Below are 22,815 nucleotides of genomic sequence, written 5' to 3'. Positions count from 1 at the left end.
CAATGGTCTAAGCGGTGCGCAGGAAACGGTCGAGGACACGGACGCCGAAGTGCAGGGCCTCGACCGGCACCCGCTCGTCGACGCCGTGGAAGAGCTTGCCGTAGTCGAAGCCCTCCGGGAGCTTCAGCGGGGCGAACCCGTACCCGGTGATGCCCAGCCGCGAGAACTGCTTGGCGTCCGTGCCGCCGGTCATGCAGAACGGCACCACGTGCCCCTCGGGCGCGAACTCCTCGACGGCGGCCCGCATCCGGGCGTACGTCGGCGAGTCCACCGGCGCTTCGAGGGCGACCTCCCGGTGCGCGAACTCCCAGTCGACGTCCGGTCCGGTCAGCAGGTCGAGGGTGGCGCGGAACTCCTCCTCGCCGCCCGGCACACAGCGTCCGTCGACGTAGGCGACGGCCTCGCCGGGGATCACGTTGACCTTGTAACCGGCGTCCAGCATGGTCGGGTTGGCGCTGTTGCGGAGGGTGGCCTCGACGAGCTGAGCGGCCGGGCCGAGCTTCTCCAGCAGCCCGTCCACGTCGCTCAAGTCCGCCTCGATGCCGTACAGCGCGGCGAGTTCGGTGAGGGAGGCGCGCACGGTCGGGGTCATCCGCAGCGGCCATGCGTGCTCGCCGATCCGGGTGATCGCGGCGGCGAGCCGGGTGACCGCGTTCTCCCGGTTGACCTTGGAGCCGTGTCCGGCCCGGCCGCGCGCGGTGAGCTTCAGCCAGGCGGTGCCGCGCTCTCCGGCGGCGATGGGATAGATCTGCCGTCCGGCGCCGTCGTGGAAGGTGAACGCGCCCGACTCGCTGATGCCCTCCGTGCACCCCTCGAACAGCGCGCCGTGCTCGTCGGCGAGGTACCCGGAGCCGTCCTCGGCGCTGGCCTCCTCGTCGGCGGTGAACGCGACGACGATGTCCCGGCGGGGCCGTACGCCCACGCGCGCCCAGTTCCGTACGACCGCGAGGATCATCGCGTCCATGTTCTTCATGTCGACCGCGCCCCGGCCCCACACGACGCCGTCGCGGATCTCCCCGGAGAACGGGTGCACGCTCCAGTCCGCCGCCTGGGCAGGCACGACGTCGAGGTGACCGTGCACGAGCAGCGCGTCGGCGGCCGGGTCGGTGCCCTCGATGCGCGCGACGACATTCGTCCGGCCGGAGGAGCGCTCCAGGAGCAGGGGTTCGAGGCCCGCGCCCGCCAGCTGCTCGGCGGCGTACTCGGCGGCGGGCCGCTCCCGGCAGTCGCCCCCGCCCCGGTTGGTGGTGTCGATCCGAATCAGGTCGGACGTGAACCGCACGACCTCGTCCAGTGCCAGCTCGTCAGCCATACTGCTCCTCCACGGCGGCCGAGACGATCGTGGTGACCGCCTTGAACGTGCGGATCGCCTCGTACATGGTGTCGCTGGTGTACGCCACCTTCCGCTCCCCGATCCGCTCGACCCCGGGCACGACGGTGGCGGACAGGGCCAGGTGCTCGGCGTCGAACTCAACGGCGACGGTGAACGGCCCGCCCTCGACGGGCCGGTGGCGCACCGCCAGCGCGGCCGCCTCCTTGGCGGCGGCCCGGACGTCGGCGGCGGTCCTGGCCGGGGTACGGCACACGGCCGTGTACCGCGACACATGGTCCTTGACCGCGACCTTGAGCGCCTCGGGCGCATAGCCGAGCGCGTCCTCGCAGGCCAGGTCGTCGCCGGTGACGAGAACGACGGGCACCCCGTACTCGGCGACGACGTGCGCGTTGAGCAGGCCCTCGCTCGCCCGTACGTCGTTCAGCCACACCCCGGTGATCGAGTTGGGCAGGTAGGTGTGCGCGAGCACGCCCTCCATGCCGGCGCCCGTGTGGTAGCCGATGAACGCGACGCCGTCCACGTCCCCGTGCTGCACGCCTTCGACCATGGACAGCGACTTGTGCCGCCCGGTGATCATCTGCACCCGGTCGTCGAGCTGCTCCAGGAGCAGATTGCGCATGCTCCAGTGGGCCTCGTTGACGAGCACCTCGTCGGCGCCGCCGTCGAAGAAGCCGAGCGCGGCGGCGGCCACGTCCGAGGTGAACATCGACCGGCACCGCTCCCACTGCGGCGTCCCGGGCAGCACGTCGGCCGGCCAGGTGACGCCGGTGGCACCCTCCATGTCCGCACTGATGAGGATCTTCATGGTGCTTCACGTTACGCGTCGACGAGGGAACTTCCTACGAGCCGGAGCGGAGCGGTCTCGGGTCAGGCCGGGCCGAGCGGCGCCACAGCAAGGCCCTGGCCATCAACGCCACTTCCACATCCATCCGGCCCTCGGTCAACGGCCGGCCGCGCAGTTGCTCGGCCTTGCGGATGCGGTAGTGCACGGTGTTCTTGTGCAGGTGAAGTCGCGCCGTGGCCTGGGTGTAGCTGCCCCCCCGATTCCAGGAACACCCGTACGGTGTGGCGCAGTTGAGGATGACCTGGGTCGTCGGCCGCGAGGCTGCCGAGTACCCGTACGATCCAGCGCTCGAGGTCCTCGGACTTCTGGGTGAGCGACGATGTCAGCACGAGGGACACCAGGTAAGGGCGCCGTCGGGGCCGGTGGCTGCCTGGCCGCGGGGCCCGGCCGCCGTCCGGCGCCGCGGCGCGGCCTGGGCGGCGCAGCCTCTCCTCAGGCGGCGGGCATCGGGAACAGCATGCAGCTGCTGGTGGCATGGGCCAGCAGGCGGTCGTTCGCGTCGACCAGCCGGGCCTCGGCGAGCGCGGTCTGGCGGCCCCGGTTGAGCACCGTGCCGATGGCCCGCACCCGGCCCGTGTCCACCGTGATCCGCTTCAGGAACTTCACCGTCAGGTCGAGCGAGGTGTAGCCCATGCCCGGCGGCAGCGTGGAGTGGACCGCGCAGCCCGCCGCCGAGTCGAGCAGCGTGGCGTAGACGCCGCCGTGCACGCTGCCGATCGGGTTGTAGTGCTCCTCGCCCGGCAGCAGGGAGAACACAGCGCGGCCCTCGTCCACCTCGTCAAGGGTGAAGTCCAGGGTGGCCGCGACCGGCGGCCCCGGCGTACGGCCCGCCTGAATCTCACGCAGCAGGTCCAGGCCGGAGGAGAGTCCGACGGCCGCCGCCGTGACCGCGGGGTCCTCCCACTCGTACGTCCGTGTGCGTCCCATGCCCTCGCTACCTCCCGGCTGACTTCGACGATCGAAGCTAGCCGGGCGGTCATCTGACTGTCAACGGCGAAGCCAGGCCCCTACCATGGCGGGATGGAGTGGCTTGAGGTGAGCACGGACACCTGCAGCGTCCAGCGCACGCTCGAGGTGGTCGGCGAGAAGTGGACCTTCCTGATCCTGCGCGACGCCGCCAACGGCGTGCGCAGGTTCGACGACTTCAGGCGCCACATCGGCCTGTCGGAGGCGGTCCTGAGCGATCGGCTCCGGAAGCTGACCGCCGCCGGCATCCTCACCACCGTCCCCTACCGGGAGCCGGGCAGCCGCTCCCGCAAGGAGTACCGGCTGACCCGCAAGGGATGGGACCTCTGGCCCGTGCTCATCGCCCTGCGCCAGTGGGGCGAGACGTACGCCCCCAGCCCCGAGGGCCCCGTCCTGGACATACGCCACGCCGAGTGCGGAGCGCCGGTGCGGGTCGTCGTCGAGTGCGCGGAGGAGCACCTAGCGCTGACCCCGAAGGACGTCTCAGCTCGGCCGGGGCCCGGCGCCCGCCGCCGGACCTGACGGGCCTACGGGCTCACAGGCTGATCTCACCCCAGGCTCACGGGCGGATCTCAGCCCACCCCCGCCACCAGCCACTTCGACGGCAGCTCGATGAGTGTGCCGTCCGGCGCGAACTCGGTGGTGACCAGGGGCAGTTCGCCGCTCGCCAGCACCGTGAGCCCGGCCGCCTCCAGGTACTTGGGCACGGCGGCGTCGGCGACCTCGCCGGGGGCGATGCCGTGCCGGAAGATCGGCGCGAGCTTGGGCGGGGGGCCGGCCGGGCTCTGGGCCAGGCCCAGCAGGACGGGGCGGGCGGCCTCCGACAGCTCGACCAGGAGGGCTCGGCCGCGTTCGCCGACCAGGGCCGCGAGGCCGTCCACCAGCGACTGGCGGTCGTCGGGCTCGGTCTGGTGCAGCACGCCCCGCATGTAGACGTTGGCGTCGCCGAGCTCCGCGTGCAGCAACTGGGCCTCGCTCGTCTCGGCGGCGTCCAGCAGCCGGTACGTCGCCAGGCGCGCGGGGTCGGCGTGCCGGGCGTGGTCGAGGGCCGCCTCGGCGATGTCGGCGCCGAGGACGCGCGTGAAGCGGCCGGCGAGGAACCGGGTCTGGGTGCCGTTGCCGCAGCCGAGGTCGACCAGGGGCAGGCCGGGGTCGGCTAGGCGCGGCTCGAGGAGACCCAGGTGGATGCCGGCCGTCAGCGCGGGCTCGGCATCCCAGAGGACGGCCCCCGGCTCGTCGGGCGCCTCGCGCCAGAATCCCTCCCAGGCCTGCCGGTACCGACTCGTCACGCTCATGCCCAACTCCTCGGGGTGCGACGCCGATCCGCCATCAGTGACGGGACAGTACGGTCTATCGCGCGCCGGTGTCGGCCACAAGCGCCCGGGGTGTTCCTTCGCCCCACCCTTTACCGCGCGTTCGATACGCGTACGCCGGCGCGCGAGGCGACACGGCACGCTCCGTCCACGGTCAGCGTCGCCGCGAACTCAGCTCGAACCAGACCGTCTTCCCGGCGCTCGTCCGGCTGGCGCCCCACTCCCGAGCCAGGGTGCTGACCACGCGCAGCCCTCGCCCGCACTCGGCGCTGAGCAGCGTCGGCAGGGTCTGGTCCTCGTCGTCCACCTCGCACAGCAGCGTGTCGCCCCGCACCAGCCGCAGCTGGACGTGACGGCCGTGTGCGTGCCGTACGGCATTGGTGACCAGCTCGCTGACCATCAGCTCCGCGGGGTCCGTAAGCCGGGCGAGATCCCAGTCGTGCAGCTGCTCGCGGACCACCGCGCGCGCCCGGCCGACCTCGATCGGGTCGCGGGCGAGCCGCCACTCGGCGACGTCCTCGGGCGCGATGCCTCCCAGGCGGGCCATCAGCAGGGCCACGTCGTCCTTGCGGCCGCCGCGCGTGTTGAGGGCGCGGATGATCGTGTCGCAGGCGTCGTCCATGGACGCGGCCGGATGGGCGGCGGACTCGCACAGGGTCGCGAGGCCGACGCCGATGTCCTCGCCGCGCACCTCCACCAGGCCGTCGGTGCACATGACCAGCCGGTCGCCGGGCTCGACCCGCACGCACACCGACTCGAAGGGCACCCCGCCGACGCCGATGGGGGCGCCGGTCGGCAGGTCGAGCAGGCCGCTGCGGCCGTCCGCGGCGCGCACCAGCACGGGCGGGATGTGACCCGCGTTGGCGAGGTGCAGCTCGCTCCCGATCGGGTCGTAGACGGCGTACAGGCAGGTGGCGAGGTAGGTGTCGCCGAGGCGCTGGGCCAGATCGTCGAGGCTGCGCAGGAGTTGGGCGGGCGGCAGGTCGAGGGCCGCCATGGTCTGTACGGCCGTACGCAACTGGCCCATCATGGCGGCCGAGTTGAGGCCGTGGCCCATGACGTCGCCGACGACGAGGGCGGTGCGGGCGCCGGGCAGCTTCACCGAGTCGAACCAGTCGCCGCCGACCCGGCCGAGCAGCGTGCCGGGGAGGTAGCGGGTGGCGATGTCGCAGCCAGCCATGCGCCGCGGGATGTGCGGCAGCATGCTGTCCTGGAGGGTCTCGGCGACGCTCTCCTGGTAGGTGTACATGCGCGCGTTGTCGAGCACGAGGCCCGCGCGGGCGGCGAGTTCGGCGCCGGTGACCCGGTCCATGTCGTTGAACACGGGGCGCTCGGGGTGGCGCAGCAGGATCATGAAGCCGAGGACGACGTCGCGCGCCTTGAGCGGGACGACCAGCATCGAGCGGCCCGTGATCAGCGGTCTGATGTCGCGCTTCTCGAACTGCGCGGCGATGGCGTGCCCCGCCTGCTCGCTGATGCGCGGTACGAGCACGGGCTCGCCGCTGGTCATGCACTGGAAGAACGGGGTGTGCGCCGGAAACGGCATGGCCTCGCCGACCGGGACGACGTCGTCCCAGCGGCCGGGTTCGTCGGTGTGCTCGACGGCGACCCGGTGCCACAGGGTGGTGGTGTCGGGCACGCCGTCGGGGAACCCCTCGCCGGCGACGACCTGTTCGCGCAGGTAGGTACCGGCGACATCGGTGAAGCGCGGTACGACGGCCCGGCTGACCTCGGTGATCGTCTGCGCCAGGTCGAGGGAGGTGCCGATCTTTCCGCTGACCTCGTTGAGGAACTCCAGGTGTTCGCGTACGGCGGCGTACTCGAGGTCCTCGCCCTCGTCATCGGCGGCGAGTTCCTCGGGCAGCGGCAGGCCCTGCGCCAGGGCCCGTGCGGCGCGCTCGCGGCGCGCCTTGCGCTCGGTGCGCCGGGCCACGCCCCAGTCGGGGGTGACGGGAACCCGGTCGCTCTGGCTGAACTCCAGGACGGGATAGCCCAGTTCGAGGACCTGCCCGACGATGCGGGCGCCGTCGTCGACGCTCATGCTGGGCAGGATCTCGGGGAGCTTGCGGGCGAGCTCCTCGGCGCCGGGGAAGTCGGTGTGCAGCGCGAAGCCGGGCGCGATGCGCTCGAACGCCTCCGCTGTCCGGTCGTCCGGAGCGTCCGGCATGTCCGGGCGCAGTCGCTCGGCGTCGGCGGCCAGCACCAGCAGGCGCTCCTGCCCCGGGCCCACCAGCGGGTACGCCCACCACAGCACGTCGACGCGGTCGCGGCCGGGCACGGTGAGCCGGGCGCGGCCCGCCGCCGGGTAGTTCAGCCGCCCGTCGAGGGAGGACTCCAGGCCGGGCCCGAGACCGTCGTAGGCCGCGTACGCCCCGTACGGGGTGATCTCGTCGTCCTCCGGGAGCGCGCCGGAGACGGGCAGCAGGTCGAGCGCGGGGCGGCCGATGGCCTCGCTTTTGGCGGCGCCGAACAGCCGCCGGGCGCCGCTGCTCCAGTGGGACACGAGGCCGCCGCGGTCGACGACGACCACGGCCAGCGGGATCCGGCCCGCCGCGTCGCCCCCGGCTCCGCCACCGGGAGGCGCGTCCGTCTCAGTGCCACGATCCATGGCCCCGGCCCTCCCTCCCCACGGCTCCGCGCTGACGCGATGATCTGTGCCGCCCTCACTACCGTACGGCTGCGGCCGGTTGCGATGTGTGGCAATTCTGGAATTGATTCCACTGGTTCGCACCGGTTCGCAGGTCAGCGCCTCAGGGGGACCGGGTGGGCTCCGGGCCGACCCGGCGGGCCCCTCAGTCCTCGTGTCCCAGCTGGAGGTCCCGCTCCGTCCGTCCCCCGCCCGCGACTTGAAGGACGGTGGCGACGGGCGGGTAACCGGCAGCGATGACGGTGTACTCGCCCGAGGACAGGTCGATGAACCGGAACGTTCCGTCGGCTCCGGTGGTGAGCGTGTCCACGACGTTCCCGGCCGCGTCGAGCAGCGTCACGCGCGCGTCCTCGACGGGCCGTCCGCCGCCGGCCCGCACGGTGCCGCGCAGCACGGCGCCGCCCGCGAGTTCGACGTCCTGGCGGGTCTCCCGGGCCGCCTGCACGCTGACGGGGAGCGCGGCGGGGCGGAAGGCGGGCGCGCTGGCGGCGAGGGTGTACTCGCCCGCGACCAGTTCGGAGATGACGTAGCCGCCCTCGCGCCCGCTGCGGGTGGTGGAGACGACCTCGCCGTGCACGTTGGTGAGGGTGACCGTGGCATCCCGCACGGGGCTGCCGTCCGCGGTCAGCACGGTGCCCGCGAGGCGTCCGGCGCCGCCGAGGACGACGTCGAGTTCGACGGGCCGCTCGCCGACGGTCACGGAGACGGCTTGCGGCTGGTGACCGCCCGCGGCGGCGATCAGCACGTACGACCCCGAACCGGGCGTGGACAGCGCGTATCGCCCGTCCTCGCCGCTCGCGCCCCGCCCGATCTGCTGCCCGGCGACGTCGATGAGGGTGAGCGCCGCGCGGGGCACCACGGTCCCGTCGGGGTGCTGCACCGTGCCGCAGACGGGCACTCCGGCGGCATACGGCGAACGGGCTTGCGGGATCGAGGCGTGCGCGCTCGCGGGCTCTGTTGCGGCGGCGTTGTGGGACACCAGCGGTCTCTCCTTGAGGAAGAAGGCGATGAGCAGGCCGAGGACGAGCACCGGAACGAGGTACAGGAAGATCCGGGGCATCGCGTCGGCGTAGGCGCGGATGTAGGCGTCACGCAGGGCGGGCGGCAGGGCGTGGACGAGCTGCGGGGTGAGCGACTCGGGGTCGGGGAGCACGGCGCCCTCGCGCGCGGGCAGCCGCTGCCGCAGGGCGTCGGCGAGCCGGTTCGCGAACAGGGTGCCGAAGACGGCGGCGCCGACGCTGCCGCCGATCTGCCGGAAGTAGTTGTTGGCGCTGGTGGCGGTGCCGAGGTCGGAGGGGCGCACGGAGTTCTGCACGGCGAGGATCAGGACGGGCATCACCAGGCCGATGCCGGCCCCGAGGACGGCCATCCAGATGCTGTAGTGCAGCCGGGGCGTATCGATCGAGAGCCGGGAGAGCAGCCACATCCCGGCCGCGGAGAGCGCGCCCCCGACGATCGGATACACCTTGTAGCGGCCCGTGCGGCTGATGAGCTGCCCCGAGATGATCGACGCGCCGACGATGCCGCCCATCATGGGCAGCATCAGCAGGCCCGACGCGGTGGCGGAGGCCCCGTCGACCATCTGCAGGAACGTCGGCAGATAGCTGGCCGCGCCGAACAGGGCGACGCCGACGACGAGTCCGACCAGGCCGGTGACGTTGAAGACGGGGTCCCTGAACAGCCGTAGCGGGATGAGGGGTTCGACCGCGAAGTGCTCGACGACGAGGAAGAGGACGGCCGCGGCCGCCGCGCCCGCGCCGAGGCCGAGGATCTCGCGCGAGCCCCACGCGTACTCGGTGCCGCCCCAACTGGTCAGCAGCACCAGGCAGACGGAGACCGCCGCGAGCAGCAGCGCGCCGAGGACGTCGAACCGGCGCCGGATCGCGGGCCTCGGGAGTTTGAGGACGGCGCTGACGACGGCCAGGGTGACCAGGCCGAAGGGGACGTTGATGTAGAAGCACCAGCGCCACGAGACGTGGTCGGTGAAGTAGCCGCCGAGGAGCGGTCCGGCGACGGAGGCGAGGCCGAAGGCGGCACCGATCAGGCCCATGTAGCGGCCGCGCTGCCGGGGCGGCACGATGTCCGCGATGATCGCCTGCACGCCGATCATGAGCCCGCCCGCGCCGACGCCCTGCACGGCGCGGAAGACGATCAACTCGTCCATGTGGTGCGCCCGTCCGGCGAGCGCGGAGCCGGCCACGAACACGAGGATCGCGAACTGGAAGACGCCCTTGCGGCCGAGGAGGTCGCCGAGCTTGCCGTAGAGGGGCAGACCCACCGTGGCCGTGAGCAGATAGGCCGTGATCGCCCACGACATCCGGTCCAGGCCGTGGAGTTCGCCGACGATCTTCGGCAGCGCCGTGGCCACGATCATCTGGTCCAGGGCGGCGAGGAGCAGGGCGAGCATCAGCCCGAAGAAGACCAACCGGACCCGGCGCGTGCCGAGTTCGGGGTCCGGGGCGGCCGGCGGGGCCGACGGCGGCTGCCCGGCGTCCGGGGGCGCCGTGTCCGGTTCGTCCTTCACCAGGGTGATCCCGCCCACGTACCGCTCCCCTCGTCGCGCTGCCGCACAGTTCCCGCGTAAGGCGAGAACTACCTGCGAGCGCGACGAGTTACGGCGATATGCCGGAGGGCGCGGAGATCCACTCGAACCGGTGAGGGATCAACGCGCCTTCGTCAGCTGCCCTTTGGGCTACTTCTCGACCTCGGCGGCGAGCTTGGCGAGCACCGCGTCGTAGATCCGGCCGAGGCCCTTGGGGGCGAAGGTCCGCTCGAAGAAGCCGCCGATGCCGCCGGCGCCCTTCCAGGTGGTGGTCACGACGACCCGGGACCTGCCCTCGTCGGCCGGGGTGACGCGCCAGGTGGTGACCATCGTGGAGTTGCGGTCCTTCTCGACCAGCTCGCCGTCGGTCGGCTCGGTGACGTCGAGCAGGCAGTCGCGGACCCGCTTGCTGGTGGCCTGGAGCTTCCAGTGGACGAGGGTGCCCTCGCCGTCGCCTCCCTCGCGCACCTCGTACTCGCTGAAGTGCTCGGGCAGCAGCTTCGCCCGCGTGCCGGTGTAGTCGGCGAGGGCGTCGAACACATCCTCCGCGTTCGCCGCGACGATCCGCTCCGTAGTGGCCTCGACCTGCGCCATTGCGTTCCTCCAGCACGTGGGTTCTCGGGGTCGGCACAAGCCAACCACCCCGGCCCCAGGCCTCCCAAATCGGGGTGCCGGAAGTGGTCGGAAACCGTCTTGCACGATCATGCGAACAGTTGTTCTATTGTGTGGGTCGACGCTACCGAGGAGGCGTGATGCGCTGGGAGAACCTCACCGCGGAGACCACGGAAACCGTGGATACTGCAGAGACCGCGGGGTCCGGGCACGGCCGGACGGCCGACGCCGCACTGTTCGGCGCGGACGCCGTGACCACTCGTACGTTCGACACACCCGAATTCCGTGGAATCACCTTCCACGAGGTCCGGGCCCGCTCGATCCTCAACCGGGTGCCGGGCGCCTCACGGATGCCGTTCGAGTGGACGGTCAACCCGTACCGCGGCTGCACGCACGCGTGCGTCTACTGCTTCGCGCGCAAGACGCACAGCTATCTGGACCTCGACACGGGCATCGGCTTCGACAGCCAGATCGTGGTCAAGGTGAACGCGCCCGAGGTGCTGCGCCGCCAGCTCGGCTCCCGCCGCTGGCAGGGCGAGCACGTCGCCATGGGGACGAACGTCGACTGCTACCAGCGCGCCGAGGGCCGCTACCGCCTGATGCCGGGCATCATCTCCGCCCTGACCGACCACGCGAACCCCTTCTCGATCCTGACGAAGGGCACGCTGATCCTGCGCGACCTCGACCTGCTGAAGCAGGCGGCCGAGGTCACGGACGTCGCCGTCTCGGTCTCCGTCGGCTTCACCGACCCGGACCTGTGGCGCACCGTCGAACCCGGCACGCCCGCGCCCGAGCGGCGCCTGGACGTCGTACGGACCCTCGGCGAGCACGGCATCGGCTGCGGTGTGCTGATGGCGCCGGTGATCCCCTTCCTGGGCGACGACCCGGCCCAACTGCGGGACACCGTACGGTCGATCGCGGCCTCCGGGGCCACCTCCGTCACACCGCTGGTGCTGCATCTGCGGCCCGGGGCCCGCGAGTGGTTCATGGCGTGGCTCGGACAGCATCACCCCCACCTCGTGCGCCGCTATGAGCGGCTGTACGCGGAGGGCGCGTACGCGCCCAAGTGGTACCAGCGCCGGATCACCCGCCAGGTGCACGACCTCGCCCGGGAGTACGGGATCGGGCCCACGCGCGCGAGCGAGCACCGCCGGATCCGCCCGCCCGCTCGGGCAGAGCGGCCCGCGCACGGCACGGACACGTCGGAACCGACTCAACTCACGCTGATCTGAGCGCGTTCGAGGGCATCCCGCGGCCCAATCGGGTCAAGTGTGGCCAGAACGCGTTCCTCCGGATGCTCTTGCCGGGACTATGCGGCCGAGACCGTGACCCTCGCGGTCCGAAGCCCCGCCGTCCTGGGAGGACCGATGAGAACACGCGCAGCCGTGCTGTGCGGTGCCGCCGTCGTCGTGGCCGGGTCGCTGGCGACCGCCCCCGCCGACGCGGGCACGCGGCCCAGCGCTCCGACCGCCGGGACCACCCGGGCCGCGGGCCTCGCCTGGAAGAAGTGCGGCACGACCGAGTACCCGACGCTGCAGTGCGCGTCCCTCAAGGTGCCGCTCGACCACGCGGCCCCGGACGGCCGGCAGATCACGCTCGCCCTGTCCCGCGTCCGGCACACGGCCAAGACGTCCCAGGGCCCCCTGCTGGTCAACCCCGGTGGACCGGGCGGCAGCGGTCTCAAGCTCGCCGGATTCGTCGCGTCCGCACTGCCCAAGACGGTCGCGGCCCAGTACGACGTCATCGGCTTCGACCCGCGCGGCGTCGGCAAGAGCACCCCCGCCCTGGACTGCTCCCCCGGCTACTTCGGCCCGGTGCGCCCGGACTCGGCCGCGGGCACGCCCGCGCTCGAACAGGCGGGCCTCACGCGCGCGAAGTCCTTCGCCGCCGCCTGCGGCAAGAAGTACGCGAGCGTGCTGCCATACCTCGACACCCGCAACACCGCGCAGGACATGGACGCGATCCGGAGGGCCCTCGGCGCGCGGAAGGTCAGCTACTTCGGCTACTCGTACGGCACCTATCTCGGCGCGGTCTACGCCCGGCTGTTCCCGGAGCGGGTGCACCGCCTGGTGCTGGACTCGATCGTCGACCCGACCGGCGTCTGGTACGACGACAACCTCGCGCAGGACTACGCCTTCGACGCCCGCCACCGCGCCCTGATGGCGTGGATCGCCAAGAACGACACGAAGTACAAGCTCGGCACCGATCCGGCGAAGGTCGAGGCCAAGTGGTACGCGATGCGGGCCGCGCTCGCCAAGAAGCCGGCGGGCGGCAAGGTCGGCGCCTCCGAACTGGAGGACACCTTCATGCCGGGCGCCTACTACAACGGCTACTGGCCCTACCTCGCCGACGCGTTCGCCTCGTACGTGCGGGGCAAGAAGTCCGACGCGCTGGTCGACGCGTACGAGAAGTTCGCCGCCGTCGACGCCTCGGGCGACAACAGCTACAGCGTCTACACAGCGGTGCAGTGCCGCGACGCCTCCTGGTCGCGCGACTGGAAACAGTGGCGCGCGGACACCCGTGCGGTGCACGCCAAGGCACCCTTCATGGCCTGGAACAACGCCTGGTACAACGCGCCGTGCGCGTTCTGGCCGGTGCCCTCGCTGGAGTCGGTGAACATCGCCAACGGCGAGCTGCCGCCGGCGCTCCTCTTCCAGGCCACGGACGACGCGGCCACCCCGTACGAGGGCGGCACCCGGGCCCACCGCCTGCTGCACGGCTCCAGCCTGGTCGTCGAACAGGGCGGCGGAAACCACGGCATCACACTGAGCGGCAACTCCTGCCTGGACAAGCACCTCGCCGCCTACCTGACCAACGGCAAGGTGCCCCACGGCACCGGCGAGATCGACGCGGTCTGCGCAAAGACCCCCGACCCGAAACCACAGACCCCGAAGGCGGCGCGCACGTCGTCCCGCGGCACGACCTTGCACACTCTGCTGGGCTTCCGCGACTGAGCGGGGGCCGACGGCACGGCGACCGGCCGTGGTGACCGGATAACGACCGGGCACCACGGCCGGTCGCTCTCCAAGGTGCCGTCATGGACGACACGCGCCTTCGGATCCGCCCTTCGCGGTGGACGGCGTGAGCGTGCCCGAGGTGCGGTACGTGAAGGAGGCGGCCCGTTGACGGGTCACCTCTGCTTCGGGATGCGGGCCAGTGCGTTCACCGCCGCCTCCGCCAGCGCCGGGTGGGCCAAGGCCTCGTTCAGGACGCGGCGGGCGCGGGTGTCGCCGAGTGTGCCGAGGCCCTCCACGCAGGCGAGGGCCACCCTGCGGTAGGGGTCCTGCGGGCGCAGTCGGCGCTCCAGGGTGGTGATCAGGGCGGGCACGGACTCGGGGGCGCGCAGTTCCACCAGGAGCCGCACCGGGTGCAGGGCGTAGGCGACGCGCAGTTCGTTGGTGGCGAGGGCGGCGGCCGCGCGGGCCGTGCGGGGGTCCTGGAGGCGGGCCAGGGCGTACGCGGCCGAGGCGCAGCGCGGCGGATCGCGGTGGTTGAGCAGCAGCACGAGGGCCTCGAAGGCGCGCCGGTCCCCCGCCACGCCCAGCCGGAACGCGGCCAACTCCCTGGCCCACAGCGGCTGTCCGACGGCGGTGAGCACGTCCGCCAGTTCGTCGTGGTCCCCGGTCGCGGCGAGGCGCTCGTACGCCGCCGTGCCCTGGGACTCCTGCCGTAGACGCTCCGTGAGCGATCGCAACTCTTCGTCCACGAAGCCCAGCCTAGAGGCGTCGTCCTACGACCGGGTCCCGGATCACAAACTCCGGGGGCTGGCGCGCTCGTTACTCACCGGTTAAGCTCATACGAGCGAGTGACCCACTCGCACATCTGCTCGCGACGGTTTGGTGACGCAGCCGTCGTGAGTGCTGGTCGGTTCGGTACACCAAGTACCGCAGTACGACCCGGCTTCGGGACAGAGCCGGTCGGTCTCACCGCACTCGGGCGTGTGCACGCCCGCGGCAATCACCACCGGGCGTGTGCGCTTGCAGCCCGGAGACACCCGCACTCCATTCCGCACCCCGTGCGCCCCTCGGCGCACCCCCGGGGCGCGTTTCCAGTCGTCACCCTCATTTCCTGGAGTCCCGCGATGGCCGCTCCCCAGTCCGACACCCCTCTGTCCCCCTTCACGACCGTCGCCGTCGTCGGCCTCGGCACGATGGGCACCGGCATCACCGAGGTCCTCGCCAAGGCCGGCCGCGAGGTCATCGGCATCGACGTCAGCGAGGCCGCCGCCGCGCAGGCGGTCGACATCCTGAAGTCCTCCACCGCCCGTGCGGTGGAGCGCGGGCGGCTGACCGAGCAGGAGCGCGCGGACATCCTCGCCCGCGTGCGCACCGGCACCGATCTGCGGGCCGCGGCCGACGCCGACCTCGTCATCGAGGTGGCCCCGGAGTCGTACGAGATCAAGCAGCAGATCTTCCGCGAACTCGACGGCATCGTGCGGCCGGAGACGATCCTCGCGACCGGCACCAACGCCCTCTCCGTGACCCGCCTCGCCGCCGACTCGGCCCGCCCCGAGCGCGTGCTCGGCCTGCACTTCTTCAACCCGGCCCCGGCCATGCGGCTCGTCGAGATCGTCTCCTCCGTGCTGACCGGACCCCAGGCCGTCGCCGCGGTCACCGACCTCGCGCTCGACCTCGGCAAGGAGCCCGTCGCGGTCGGCGACCGCCCCGGATTCGTCGCCGACGGGCTGCTGTTCGGCTACCTCAACCAGGCCGCCGCGATGTACGAGGCCAAGTACGCCTCCCGCGAGGACATCGACGCGGCGATGAAGCTGGGCTGCGGGCTGCCGATGGGGCCGCTCGCCCTGCTCGACCTGATCGGCGTCGACACCGCGCGGACCGTCCTGGAGGCCATGTACGCCGCCTCCCGCGACCGGCTGCACGCCCCGGCCCCGATCCTGAAGCAGCTCAGCGGGGCCGGCCTGACCGGCCGCAAGTCCGGCCGCGGCTTCTACACGTACGACGCCCCGGGCAGCGCCACCGTCGTGCGGGACGCGCTGACGCCGCTGGAGGGCGGCGCGCTGACGCCCGGCCGCAGCGTCCGCTCCGTCGGTGTGGCCGGTTCCGGCACGATGGCGTCCGGCATCGCCGAGGTCTTCGCCAAGGGGGGCTACGACGTCGTCCTGGCCGCCCGCAGCGAGGAGAAGGCGCAGGCTGCCAAGGCCCGTATCGGCAAGTCGCTTTCGCGCTCTGTCGACAAGGGGCGGATGACCGCCGAGGCCGCCGCCCAGACCCTGGACCGGATCACCCCGGCGGGCTCCTACGACGCCTTCGCCGACGTCGATCTGGCCGTCGAGGCCGTCGCCGAGGACCTGGAGATCAAGCGGCAGCTGTTCGCCACGCTGGACAAGGTCTGCAAGCCGGGCGCGGTGCTGGCCACCACGACCTCGTCGCTGCCCGTCGTCGCCTGCGCCCGCGCCACCTCGCGCCCGCAGGACGTGATCGGCATGCACTTCTTCAACCCGGCGCCGGCGATGAAGCTGGTCGAGGTCGTCCGTACGGTGTTGACGGCGGACGACGTCCACTCAACGGTCCGCGAGGTCTGCGTCAACATCAAGAAGCACGCCGTCGACTGTGGTGACCGTGCGGGCTTCATCGTCAACGCGCTGCTCTTCCCGTACCTCAACAACGCGATCAAGATGGTGCAGGAGCACTATGCGTCTCTTGACGACATTGACGCGGCGATGAAGCTGGGCGGCGGCTACCCGATGGGCCCGTTCGAGCTCCTGGACGTGGTCGGACTCGACGTCTCCCTGGCGATCGAGAAGGTTCTGCACCGCGAGTTCCGCGACCCGGGGCTGGCGCCCGCGCCGCTCCTGGAGCACCTGGTGGCCGCGGGCTGCCTCGGCCGCAAGACCGGCCGTGGCTTCCGCGAATATGCCCGCCGCTGAGCATCCCGGCGACTGGTTCGCCGGGAACGGCCGGGGCGGCCGGAACGGCGGAGACGGCGGAACCGACGTGACTGACGCGTCCGACGCGATCGACGGGACCGCCGGGGACAGCGAATGGGGCGGACTGCTCGACCCCGCGGGAGGCCCCCCGCTCTTCCGGAGCGGGGGAAACCCCAGGCCTGCGCATCGCACTGCGCGTATGCAGTACGTTCGGGTCATGTCCCAGCCCGCCAAGTCCTCACGTACACCCACCAGGCCCGACGCGCCGGAAAGTGCCGCAGGCAGTCGTGCCGCCGCCCAGCGGCTGAAAATGCGCAGAGAACTGGCGGCCGCCGCGATGGAGCTCTTCGCGACGAAGGGGTACGAGGCGACCACCGTCGACGAGATCGCGGCCGCGGCCGGGGTCGCGCGCCGCACCTTCTTCCGGCACTTCCGCTCCAAGGAAGAAGCGATCTTCCCGGACCACGACGACACGTTGATCCGGGCGGAGGCCGTGCTCAACGCGGCGCCCGCGCACGAGCACCCGCTCGACACCGTGTGCCGCGGCATCAAGGAAGTCATGAGGATGTACGCGGCCAGGCCGGAGATCTCGGTCGCCCGCTACAAGCTCACGCGGGAGGTGCCCACCCTGCGCGAGGCCGAGATCGCCTCGGTGGCCCGCTACGAGCGCCTGTTCACCCGCTATCTCCTCGGCCACTTCGACGAGCACGCGCACGACGACGACGCCAACGACGACCCGCTGCTCGCCGAGGTCGCCGCGTCCGCCGTCGTCACCGCCCACAACCATGTGCTGCGGCGCTGGCTGCGGGCGGGCGGCCAGGGCGATGTGGAGGCCCAGCTCGACCACGCCTTCGCCATCGTCCGCAAGACGTTCGGCAGCGGGATCGGAGCCGGCCGCAGCACCGCGGGCCAGCCGGCCGCGACCCCGGCGACGGTCTCCCACCAGGGCGAGGTCCTGGTGACGGTGGCCCGCACCGACGCCCCGCTCGACGAGGTCATGCGCACGATCGAGGAGGCCCTGAAGGAGCGGTCGTAGGGGGCTCGCCTCACGCGGCTCTCCCCAGCCCGATCCCGGCGCGGCCGGGCTCGAAGAGGGCCGCCAGGGCCCGGTCCGCCTCGCCCGTGAGCAGCCCGGCCACCAGCCGTCCCGCGGCCGGGGCCAGCATCAGGCCCAGCATGTTGTGGCCGGTGGCGAGGAGGACGCGGCGGTGACCGGGGAGCGAGCCGATCAGGGGCAGGCCGTCCGGGGTCATCGGGCGCGGGCCCATCCACTCCTGCTCGCGCCGCTCCCAGTCGGCGCCGGGCAGATACGGCCGCGCCGCCGCCACAATGGCGTCCACGCGGCCCTGCCGCAAGCGGTCGGGGTCGCGGTCGAACTCCATGGTCCCGGCGACCCGCACGCCCTTGCCGAGCGGCGTCAGCACCGCCTTCGCCGTCCCCAGGTGCACCAGTCGGCGCGGCAGCGGATCGGCGGCGACGCAGAAGCCGTAGCCCTTTCCGGCCGCGAGATCGAGCCGTGCGCCCAGCGAGCGGCAGACCTCGCGTGACCACACCCCGGCGGCGACCACGACCGCGTCCGCGCCGTACGTCCCGGCGCTCGTCCGCACCTCGACGCGCCCCGGCTCCTCGCGCACGCCGGTGACCCGGGCGCCCTCGACCAGCTCGGCCCCGTCCCGGCGCAGCCGCTCGGCCAGCGCGTCCACGAACCGGCCGGGGTCCAGGGACCACTGGCGTTCGACGAGGAATCCGGCGCGGGCGGCGGGCCCGAGGGCCGGTTCGAGCTCGGCCAGCGCGGGACCCCGCAGGACGCCCTCGGCCGCGACCGGGGCACCGAGCCGGCAAAAGCCCGCGAGCCCGTGCGCCGCGTCCTCGTACGACGGGTAGGCGAACAGGAAGCCGTTCTTCTCGGCCCCGCCGTCGAAGCCCACAAGACCGGCCATTTTCCCCCATCCGACGGGCACTTTGATCGATCATCGCTCATTTGTTACGTAAAGATTTCATCTGAGGCGAACTTCTGGCACTCAGTGCCTTGTCAGCTGACACGCGGTGTCATACGTTGAAGGTGTCCGGGCGGTCGGCGCGCAGAGAACATTCGCGCGTCGGCTGTCCCCGCAAGCCTCGGCCTGCGCGCCCGGACGCCTGCGTCACAGGCAACCTCCTGCGCCACAAAGCGCTGCCGAAGCACCATCCGCCGAACCGACGGCACCACCCTCACGCAAGACCTCAAGCGCTCTTCCAGCACCGACGAACCCCCAAGCGCCCCTCCCTCAGGGCGCTTCACCGCCGGAGGCAACACCGTGACCGTGAAGGAAATCCTGGACGCGATCCAGTCGCCGGACTCCACGTCCGCCGACTTCGCCGCTCTGCCGCTTCCCGACTCGTACCGCGCGATCACCGTGCACAAGGACGAGACGGAGATGTTCGCGGGCCTCGAGACTCGCGACAAGGACCCGCGCAAGTCGATCCACCTGGACGAGGTGCCCGTGCCCGAACTGGGTCCGGGCGAGGCCCTGGTGGCCGTGATGGCCTCCTCGGTCAACTACAACTCCGTGTGGACCTCGATCTTCGAGCCGCTGTCGACCTTCGGTTTCCTGGAGCGCTACGGCAAGCTCTCGGAGCTCACCAAGCGCCACGACCTGCCGTACCACATCATCGGCTCCGACCTCGCGGGCGTCGTCCTGCGCACCGGCCCCGGCGTCAACGCCTGGAACCCCGGTGACGAGGTCGTGGCCCACTGTCTGTCGGTCGAGCTGGAGTCCTCCGACGGCCACAACGACACGATGCTCGACCCCGAGCAGCGCATCTGGGGCTTCGAGACGAACTTCGGCGGTCTCGCCGAGATAGCCCTCGTCAAGTCCAACCAGCTGATGCCGAAGCCCAAGCACCTCAGCTGGGAGGAGGCGGCGGCCCCCGGCCTCGTCAACTCCACCGCGTACCGCCAGCTGGTCTCGCGCAACGGCGCCGGCATGAAGCAGGGCGACAACGTGCTCATCTGGGGCGCGAGCGGCGGGCTCGGCTCGTACGCCACGCAGTTCGCGCTCGCGGGCGGCGCCAACCCGATCTGCGTGGTGAGCAGCCCGCAGAAGGCGGAGATCTGCCGCGCCATGGGCGCCGAGGCGATCATCGACCGCAACGCCGAGGGCTACAAGTTCTGGAAGGACGAGCACACCCAGGACCCGAAGGAGTGGAAGCGCTTCGGCAAGCGCATCCGCGAACTCACCGGCGGCGAGGACGTCGACATCGTCTTCGAGCACCCGGGCCGCGAGACGTTCGGCGCCTCGGTCTACGTCACGCGCAAGGGCGGCACGATCGTCACCTGCGCCTCGACCTCGGGCTACAACCACGAGTACGACAACCGCTACCTGTGGATGTCCCTGAAGCGGATCATCGGCTCGCACTTCGCCAACTACCGCGAGGCCTGGGAGGCCAACCGGCTCATCGCGAAGGGCAAGATCCACCCGACGCTGTCGAAGGTCTACTCCCTGGAGGACACCGGCCAGGCGGCCTACGACGTGCACCGCAACCTCCACCAGGGCAAGGTCGGCGTGCTGTGCCTGGCCCCCGAGGAGGGCCTGGGCGTGCGCGACGAGGAGATGCGCGCCAAGCACGTCGACGCCATCAACCGCTTCCGGAACATCTGAGGACAGCGGAGGTCATAGATGACAGAGCGTCAGAATTCCGATGGTGTGCGCGAGAAGGACCGGCCGTGGCTCATGCGCACGTACGCCGGTCACTCCACGGCCGAGGCGTCCAACGAGCTGTACCGGCGCAACCTCGCCAAGGGCCAGACGGGCCTGTCGGTCGCGTTCGACCTGCCGACGCAGACCGGCTACGACCCCGACCACATCCTCGCCCGCGGCGAGGTCGGCCGGGTAGGCGTCCCCGTCTCGCATCTCGGTGACATGCGCCGCCTCTTCCAGGACATCCCCCTGGAGCAGATGAACACCTCGATGACGATCAACGCCACCGCCATGTGGCTGCTGGCGCTCTACCAGGTCGTCGCCGAGGAGCAGGGTGCGGACATCACCAAGCTCCAGGGGACGACCCAGAACGACATCGTCAAGGAGTACCTGTCCCGCGGGACGCACGTCTTCCCGCCGGGGCCGTCGCTCCGCCTGACGACGGACATGATCGCGTACACGGTCTCCCACATGCCGAAGTGGAACCCGATCAACATCTGCAGCTACCACCTGCAGGAGGCCGGGGCCACGCCGGTACAGGAGATCGCGTACGCGATATCCACCGCGATCGCCGTGCTCGACGCCGTACGCGACTCCGGCCAGGTGCCGCAGGAGCGCATGGGCGACGTGGTGGCCCGCATCTCCTTCTTCGTCAACGCGGGCGTCCGCTTCGTCGAAGAGATGTGCAAGATGCGGGCGTTCGGCCGCATCTGGGACAAGATCACGCGCGAGCGGTACGGCATCGAGAACCCCAAGCAGCGCCGCTTCCGCTACGGCGTCCAGGTCAACTCCCTGGGCCTGACGGAAGCCCAGCCGGAGAACAACGTCCAGCGGATCGTCCTCGAGATGCTGGCCGTGACCCTCTCGAAGGACGCACGCGCGCGTGCCGTACAACTCCCGGCCTGGAACGAGGCACTGGGCCTGCCCCGTCCCTGGGACCAGCAGTGGTCGCTGCGCATCCAGCAGGTGCTGGCGCACGAGAGCGACCTGCTGGAGTACGAGGACATCTTCGAGGGCTCGCACGTCATCGAGGCGAAGGTGAGCGCCCTCGTCGAGGAGTCCCTCGCCGAGATCGACCGGATCCAGGAGATGGGCGGCGCGATGGCCGCCGTCGAGTCCGGCTACCTCAAGTCGCAGCTCGTCTCCTCGCACGCCGAGCGCCGGGCCCGTATCGAGTCCGGTCGAGAGAAGATCGTCGGCGTCAACATCTTCGAGACGACCGAGCCGAACCCGCTGACCGCGGACCTGGACACGGCGATCCAGACGGTCGACCCGGCCGTCGAGGCCCGGGTCGTGTCCGCGCTCGGCACCTGGCGCGACACGCGCTACCAGCCGCCCTTCAACCATCCGCGCCCGTGCAAGGCGCTGGAGCGGCTGAAGGAGGCCGCCAAGGGCACGGGCAACCTCATGGATGCCACCCTGGAGTGCGCCCGCGCCGGCGTGACGACCGGCGAATGGGCCGGCGCGCTGCGGGAGGTGTTCGGCGAGTTCCGGGCGCCGACCGGTGTGTCGTCCGCGCCCGTCGCCGTACCGGCGGAGGAGGGCTCGGCGCTGGCCGACGTACGCCGCAAGGTGGAACTGACGGCCCGCGACCTGGGCTCCGGCAAGCTGCGCTTCCTGGTCGGCAAGCCCGGTCTGGACGGCCACTCCAACGGCGCCGAGCAGATCGCGGTACGCGCGCGTGACGCCGGTTTCGAGGTGGTCTACCAGGGCATCCGTCTGACGCCCGAGCAGATCGTGGACGCGGCCCTCGCCGAGGACGTGCACGCGGTCGGCCTGTCCATCCTCTCCGGCTCGCACGCCCAGCTGGTGCCGGACGTGCTGGAGCGACTCCGTGTGGCCGGTGCCACAGATATACCGGTGATCGCCGGTGGCATCATCCCGAATGGTGACGCCGAAGAACTGCGGGCCGCGGGAGTGGCCGCGGTCTTCACCCCGAAGGACTTCGACATCACCGGGATCATCGGCCGCATCGTCGACGAGATCCGGAAAGCGAACAAGCTCGACCCCCTGGAGGTCCCCGCATGACCACCCCTGTCAACCGCCTTCGCCCGCGGCGTTCCTGCCTGGCGGTACCTGGCTCGAACCCCCGCTTCCTGGAGAAGGCGCAGGGCCTCCCCGCCGACCAGGTCTTCCTCGACCTGGAGGACGCGTGCGCGCCGCTCGCCAAGCCCGAGGCGCGGCACACCATCGTCAAGTTCCTCAACGAGGGTGACTGGACGGGCAAGACGCGTGTCGTGCGCGTCAACGACTGGACGACCGAGTGGACGTACCGCGACGTCGTGACCGTGGTCGAGGGTGCGGGCCAGAACCTCGACTGCATCATGCTGCCGAAGGTGCAGAACGCCGAGCAGGTCGTGGCGCTGGACCTGCTGCTCACCCAGATCGAGAAGACGATGGGCTTCGAGGTCGGCCGCATCGGCATCGAGGCGCAGATCGAGAACGCCCAGGGCCTCAACAACGTCAATGAGATCGCTCAGGCCAGTCCCCGGGTCGAGACGATCATCTTCGGCCCGGCCGACTTCATGGCGTCGATCAACATGAAGTCGCTCGTCGTGGGCGAGCAGCCGCCCGGCTACCCGGCGGACGCCTACCACTACATCCTGATGAAGATCCTGATGGCCGCCCGCGCCAACAACCTCCAGGCGATCGACGGCCCTTACCTGCAGATCCGCAACGTCGAGGGCTACCGCGAGGTCGCCCAGCGTGCCGCGGCCCTCGGCTTCGACGGCAAGTGGGTGCTGCACCCGGGCCAGGTCGAGGCGTCCAACGAGATCTTCTCGCCGTCGCAGGAGGACTACGACCACGCCGAGCTGATCCTGGACGCGTACGACTACTACACGTCCGAGGCGGGCGGCAAGAAGGGCTCCGCGATGCTCGGCGACGAGATGATCGACGAGGCCAGCCGCAAGATGGCCCTGGTCGTCTCGGGCAAGGGCCGCGCCGCCGGCATGCAGCGCACCAGCAAGTTCGAGATTCCGGAGGCGTGAG

At 71.3% G+C, this 22,815-nt stretch carries 18 protein-coding genes; 8 read left to right on the top strand and 10 right to left on the bottom strand.

Features of this window, described 5'->3' with window-relative positions:
• Window positions 1-7: 7 nt before the first annotated feature.
• The 4 genes from ABZ910_RS01210 to ABZ910_RS01195 form a co-directional block, all read right to left on the bottom strand.
• Window positions 8-1,312 carry a M20/M25/M40 family metallo-hydrolase gene (locus tag ABZ910_RS01210; RefSeq protein ID WP_361357245.1) on the bottom strand — a complete coding sequence of 435 codons (1,305 nt, stop codon included), beginning with the start codon at window positions 1,310-1,312 and terminating at the stop codon, window positions 8-10.
• Entirely contained in the window at window positions 1,305-2,138 is an 834-nt protein-coding gene (locus tag ABZ910_RS01205) for a M55 family metallopeptidase (RefSeq protein WP_361357242.1), read from the bottom strand. The genes ABZ910_RS01210 and ABZ910_RS01205 overlap by 8 nt, the downstream gene beginning before the upstream one ends.
• A 34-nt stretch (window positions 2,139-2,172) precedes the next feature.
• Window positions 2,173-2,322 carry a hypothetical protein gene (locus tag ABZ910_RS01200; protein ID WP_361357241.1) on the bottom strand — a complete coding sequence of 50 codons (150 nt, stop codon included), beginning with the start codon at window positions 2,320-2,322 and terminating at the stop codon, window positions 2,173-2,175.
• A 287-nt stretch (window positions 2,323-2,609) separates the two neighbouring features.
• Entirely contained in the window at window positions 2,610-3,104 is a 495-nt protein-coding gene (locus tag ABZ910_RS01195; protein ID WP_361357240.1) for a PaaI family thioesterase, read from the bottom strand.
• Between the two features lie 93 nt (window positions 3,105-3,197).
• Between ABZ910_RS01195 and ABZ910_RS01190 the strand changes: the two genes are divergently transcribed.
• On the top strand, window positions 3,198-3,665 hold the full coding sequence (locus tag ABZ910_RS01190) for a helix-turn-helix domain-containing protein (RefSeq protein WP_361357238.1): 468 nt from the start codon (window positions 3,198-3,200) through the stop codon (window positions 3,663-3,665).
• 50 nt (window positions 3,666-3,715) lie between these two features.
• Here ABZ910_RS01190 and ABZ910_RS01185 read toward each other — a convergent pair whose 3' ends face one another.
• From ABZ910_RS01185 to ABZ910_RS01170, 4 genes are all read right to left on the bottom strand, one after another.
• On the bottom strand, window positions 3,716-4,438 hold the full coding sequence (locus ABZ910_RS01185) for a class I SAM-dependent methyltransferase (RefSeq protein ID WP_361357236.1): 723 nt from the start codon (window positions 4,436-4,438) through the stop codon (window positions 3,716-3,718).
• A 172-nt stretch (window positions 4,439-4,610) separates the two neighbouring features.
• Window positions 4,611-7,064, bottom strand: coding sequence for a SpoIIE family protein phosphatase (locus ABZ910_RS01180; RefSeq protein WP_361357233.1), 2,454 nt, complete (start codon window positions 7,062-7,064; stop codon window positions 4,611-4,613).
• A 184-nt stretch (window positions 7,065-7,248) separates the two neighbouring features.
• Window positions 7,249-9,645 (bottom strand): MFS transporter, encoded by a 2,397-nt coding sequence (locus tag ABZ910_RS01175; protein ID WP_361357230.1) that lies wholly within the window; start codon window positions 9,643-9,645, stop codon window positions 7,249-7,251.
• 150 nt (window positions 9,646-9,795) lie between these two features.
• On the bottom strand, window positions 9,796-10,239 hold the full coding sequence (locus ABZ910_RS01170) for an SRPBCC family protein (protein WP_361357227.1): 444 nt from the start codon (window positions 10,237-10,239) through the stop codon (window positions 9,796-9,798).
• Between the two features lie 158 nt (window positions 10,240-10,397).
• Here ABZ910_RS01170 and ABZ910_RS01165 point away from each other — a divergent pair, with 158 nt between their 5' ends.
• Both ABZ910_RS01165 and ABZ910_RS01160 read left to right on the top strand, forming a co-directional pair.
• Window positions 10,398-11,489, top strand: a complete 1,092-nt coding sequence (locus ABZ910_RS01165) for an Rv2578c family radical SAM protein (protein WP_361357225.1) — start codon at window positions 10,398-10,400, stop codon at window positions 11,487-11,489.
• Between the two features lie 135 nt (window positions 11,490-11,624).
• Window positions 11,625-13,211 (top strand): alpha/beta hydrolase, encoded by a 1,587-nt coding sequence (locus ABZ910_RS01160; protein ID WP_361357222.1) that lies wholly within the window; start codon window positions 11,625-11,627, stop codon window positions 13,209-13,211.
• Window positions 13,212-13,387: 176 nt separating this feature from the next.
• Here ABZ910_RS01160 and ABZ910_RS01155 read toward each other — a convergent pair whose 3' ends face one another.
• Window positions 13,388-13,963, bottom strand: coding sequence for an adenylosuccinate lyase (locus ABZ910_RS01155; RefSeq protein WP_361357220.1), 576 nt, complete (start codon window positions 13,961-13,963; stop codon window positions 13,388-13,390).
• Between the two features lie 375 nt (window positions 13,964-14,338).
• Here ABZ910_RS01155 and ABZ910_RS01150 point away from each other — a divergent pair, with 375 nt between their 5' ends.
• Window positions 14,339-16,144, top strand: a complete 1,806-nt coding sequence (locus ABZ910_RS01150; protein WP_361357217.1) for a 3-hydroxyacyl-CoA dehydrogenase family protein — start codon at window positions 14,339-14,341, stop codon at window positions 16,142-16,144.
• Window positions 16,145-16,361: 217 nt separating this feature from the next.
• Complete coding sequence (locus ABZ910_RS01145) at window positions 16,362-17,180, top strand: TetR family transcriptional regulator (RefSeq protein ID WP_361357214.1); 819 nt, start codon at window positions 16,362-16,364, stop codon at window positions 17,178-17,180.
• A gap of 10 nt (window positions 17,181-17,190) precedes the next feature.
• Here the strand turns inward: ABZ910_RS01145 and ABZ910_RS01140 are convergent, their stop codons facing one another.
• Window positions 17,191-18,084, bottom strand: a complete 894-nt coding sequence (locus ABZ910_RS01140) for an FAD-binding oxidoreductase (RefSeq protein ID WP_361357211.1) — start codon at window positions 18,082-18,084, stop codon at window positions 17,191-17,193.
• A gap of 363 nt (window positions 18,085-18,447) precedes the next feature.
• Here ABZ910_RS01140 and ccrA point away from each other — a divergent pair, with 363 nt between their 5' ends.
• The 3 genes from ccrA to ABZ910_RS01125 are packed head-to-tail and all read left to right on the top strand — an operon-like array spanning window position 18,448 to window position 22,814.
• Complete coding sequence (gene ccrA, locus ABZ910_RS01135; protein ID WP_361358086.1) at window positions 18,448-19,785, top strand: crotonyl-CoA carboxylase/reductase; 1,338 nt, start codon at window positions 18,448-18,450, stop codon at window positions 19,783-19,785.
• Between the two features lie 18 nt (window positions 19,786-19,803).
• The gene (locus ABZ910_RS01130; protein WP_361357208.1) at window positions 19,804-21,852 is read left to right on the top strand and encodes a protein meaA; all 2,049 of its coding nucleotides are present in this window, start codon (window positions 19,804-19,806) and stop codon (window positions 21,850-21,852) included.
• A complete protein-coding gene (locus ABZ910_RS01125; protein WP_361357205.1) occupies window positions 21,849-22,814 on the top strand; it encodes a CoA ester lyase in 966 nt (321 codons plus the stop codon). The genes ABZ910_RS01130 and ABZ910_RS01125 overlap by 4 nt, the downstream gene beginning before the upstream one ends.
• Window position 22,815: the final 1 nt, after the last annotated feature.

Source organism: Streptomyces sp. NPDC046805, from assembly GCF_040645355.1.
GTDB lineage: Bacteria > Actinomycetota > Actinomycetes > Streptomycetales > Streptomycetaceae > Streptomyces.
The sequence above is the reverse complement of the archived record's forward strand: the minus strand, read 5'-3'. Positions and strand labels throughout refer to the sequence as shown.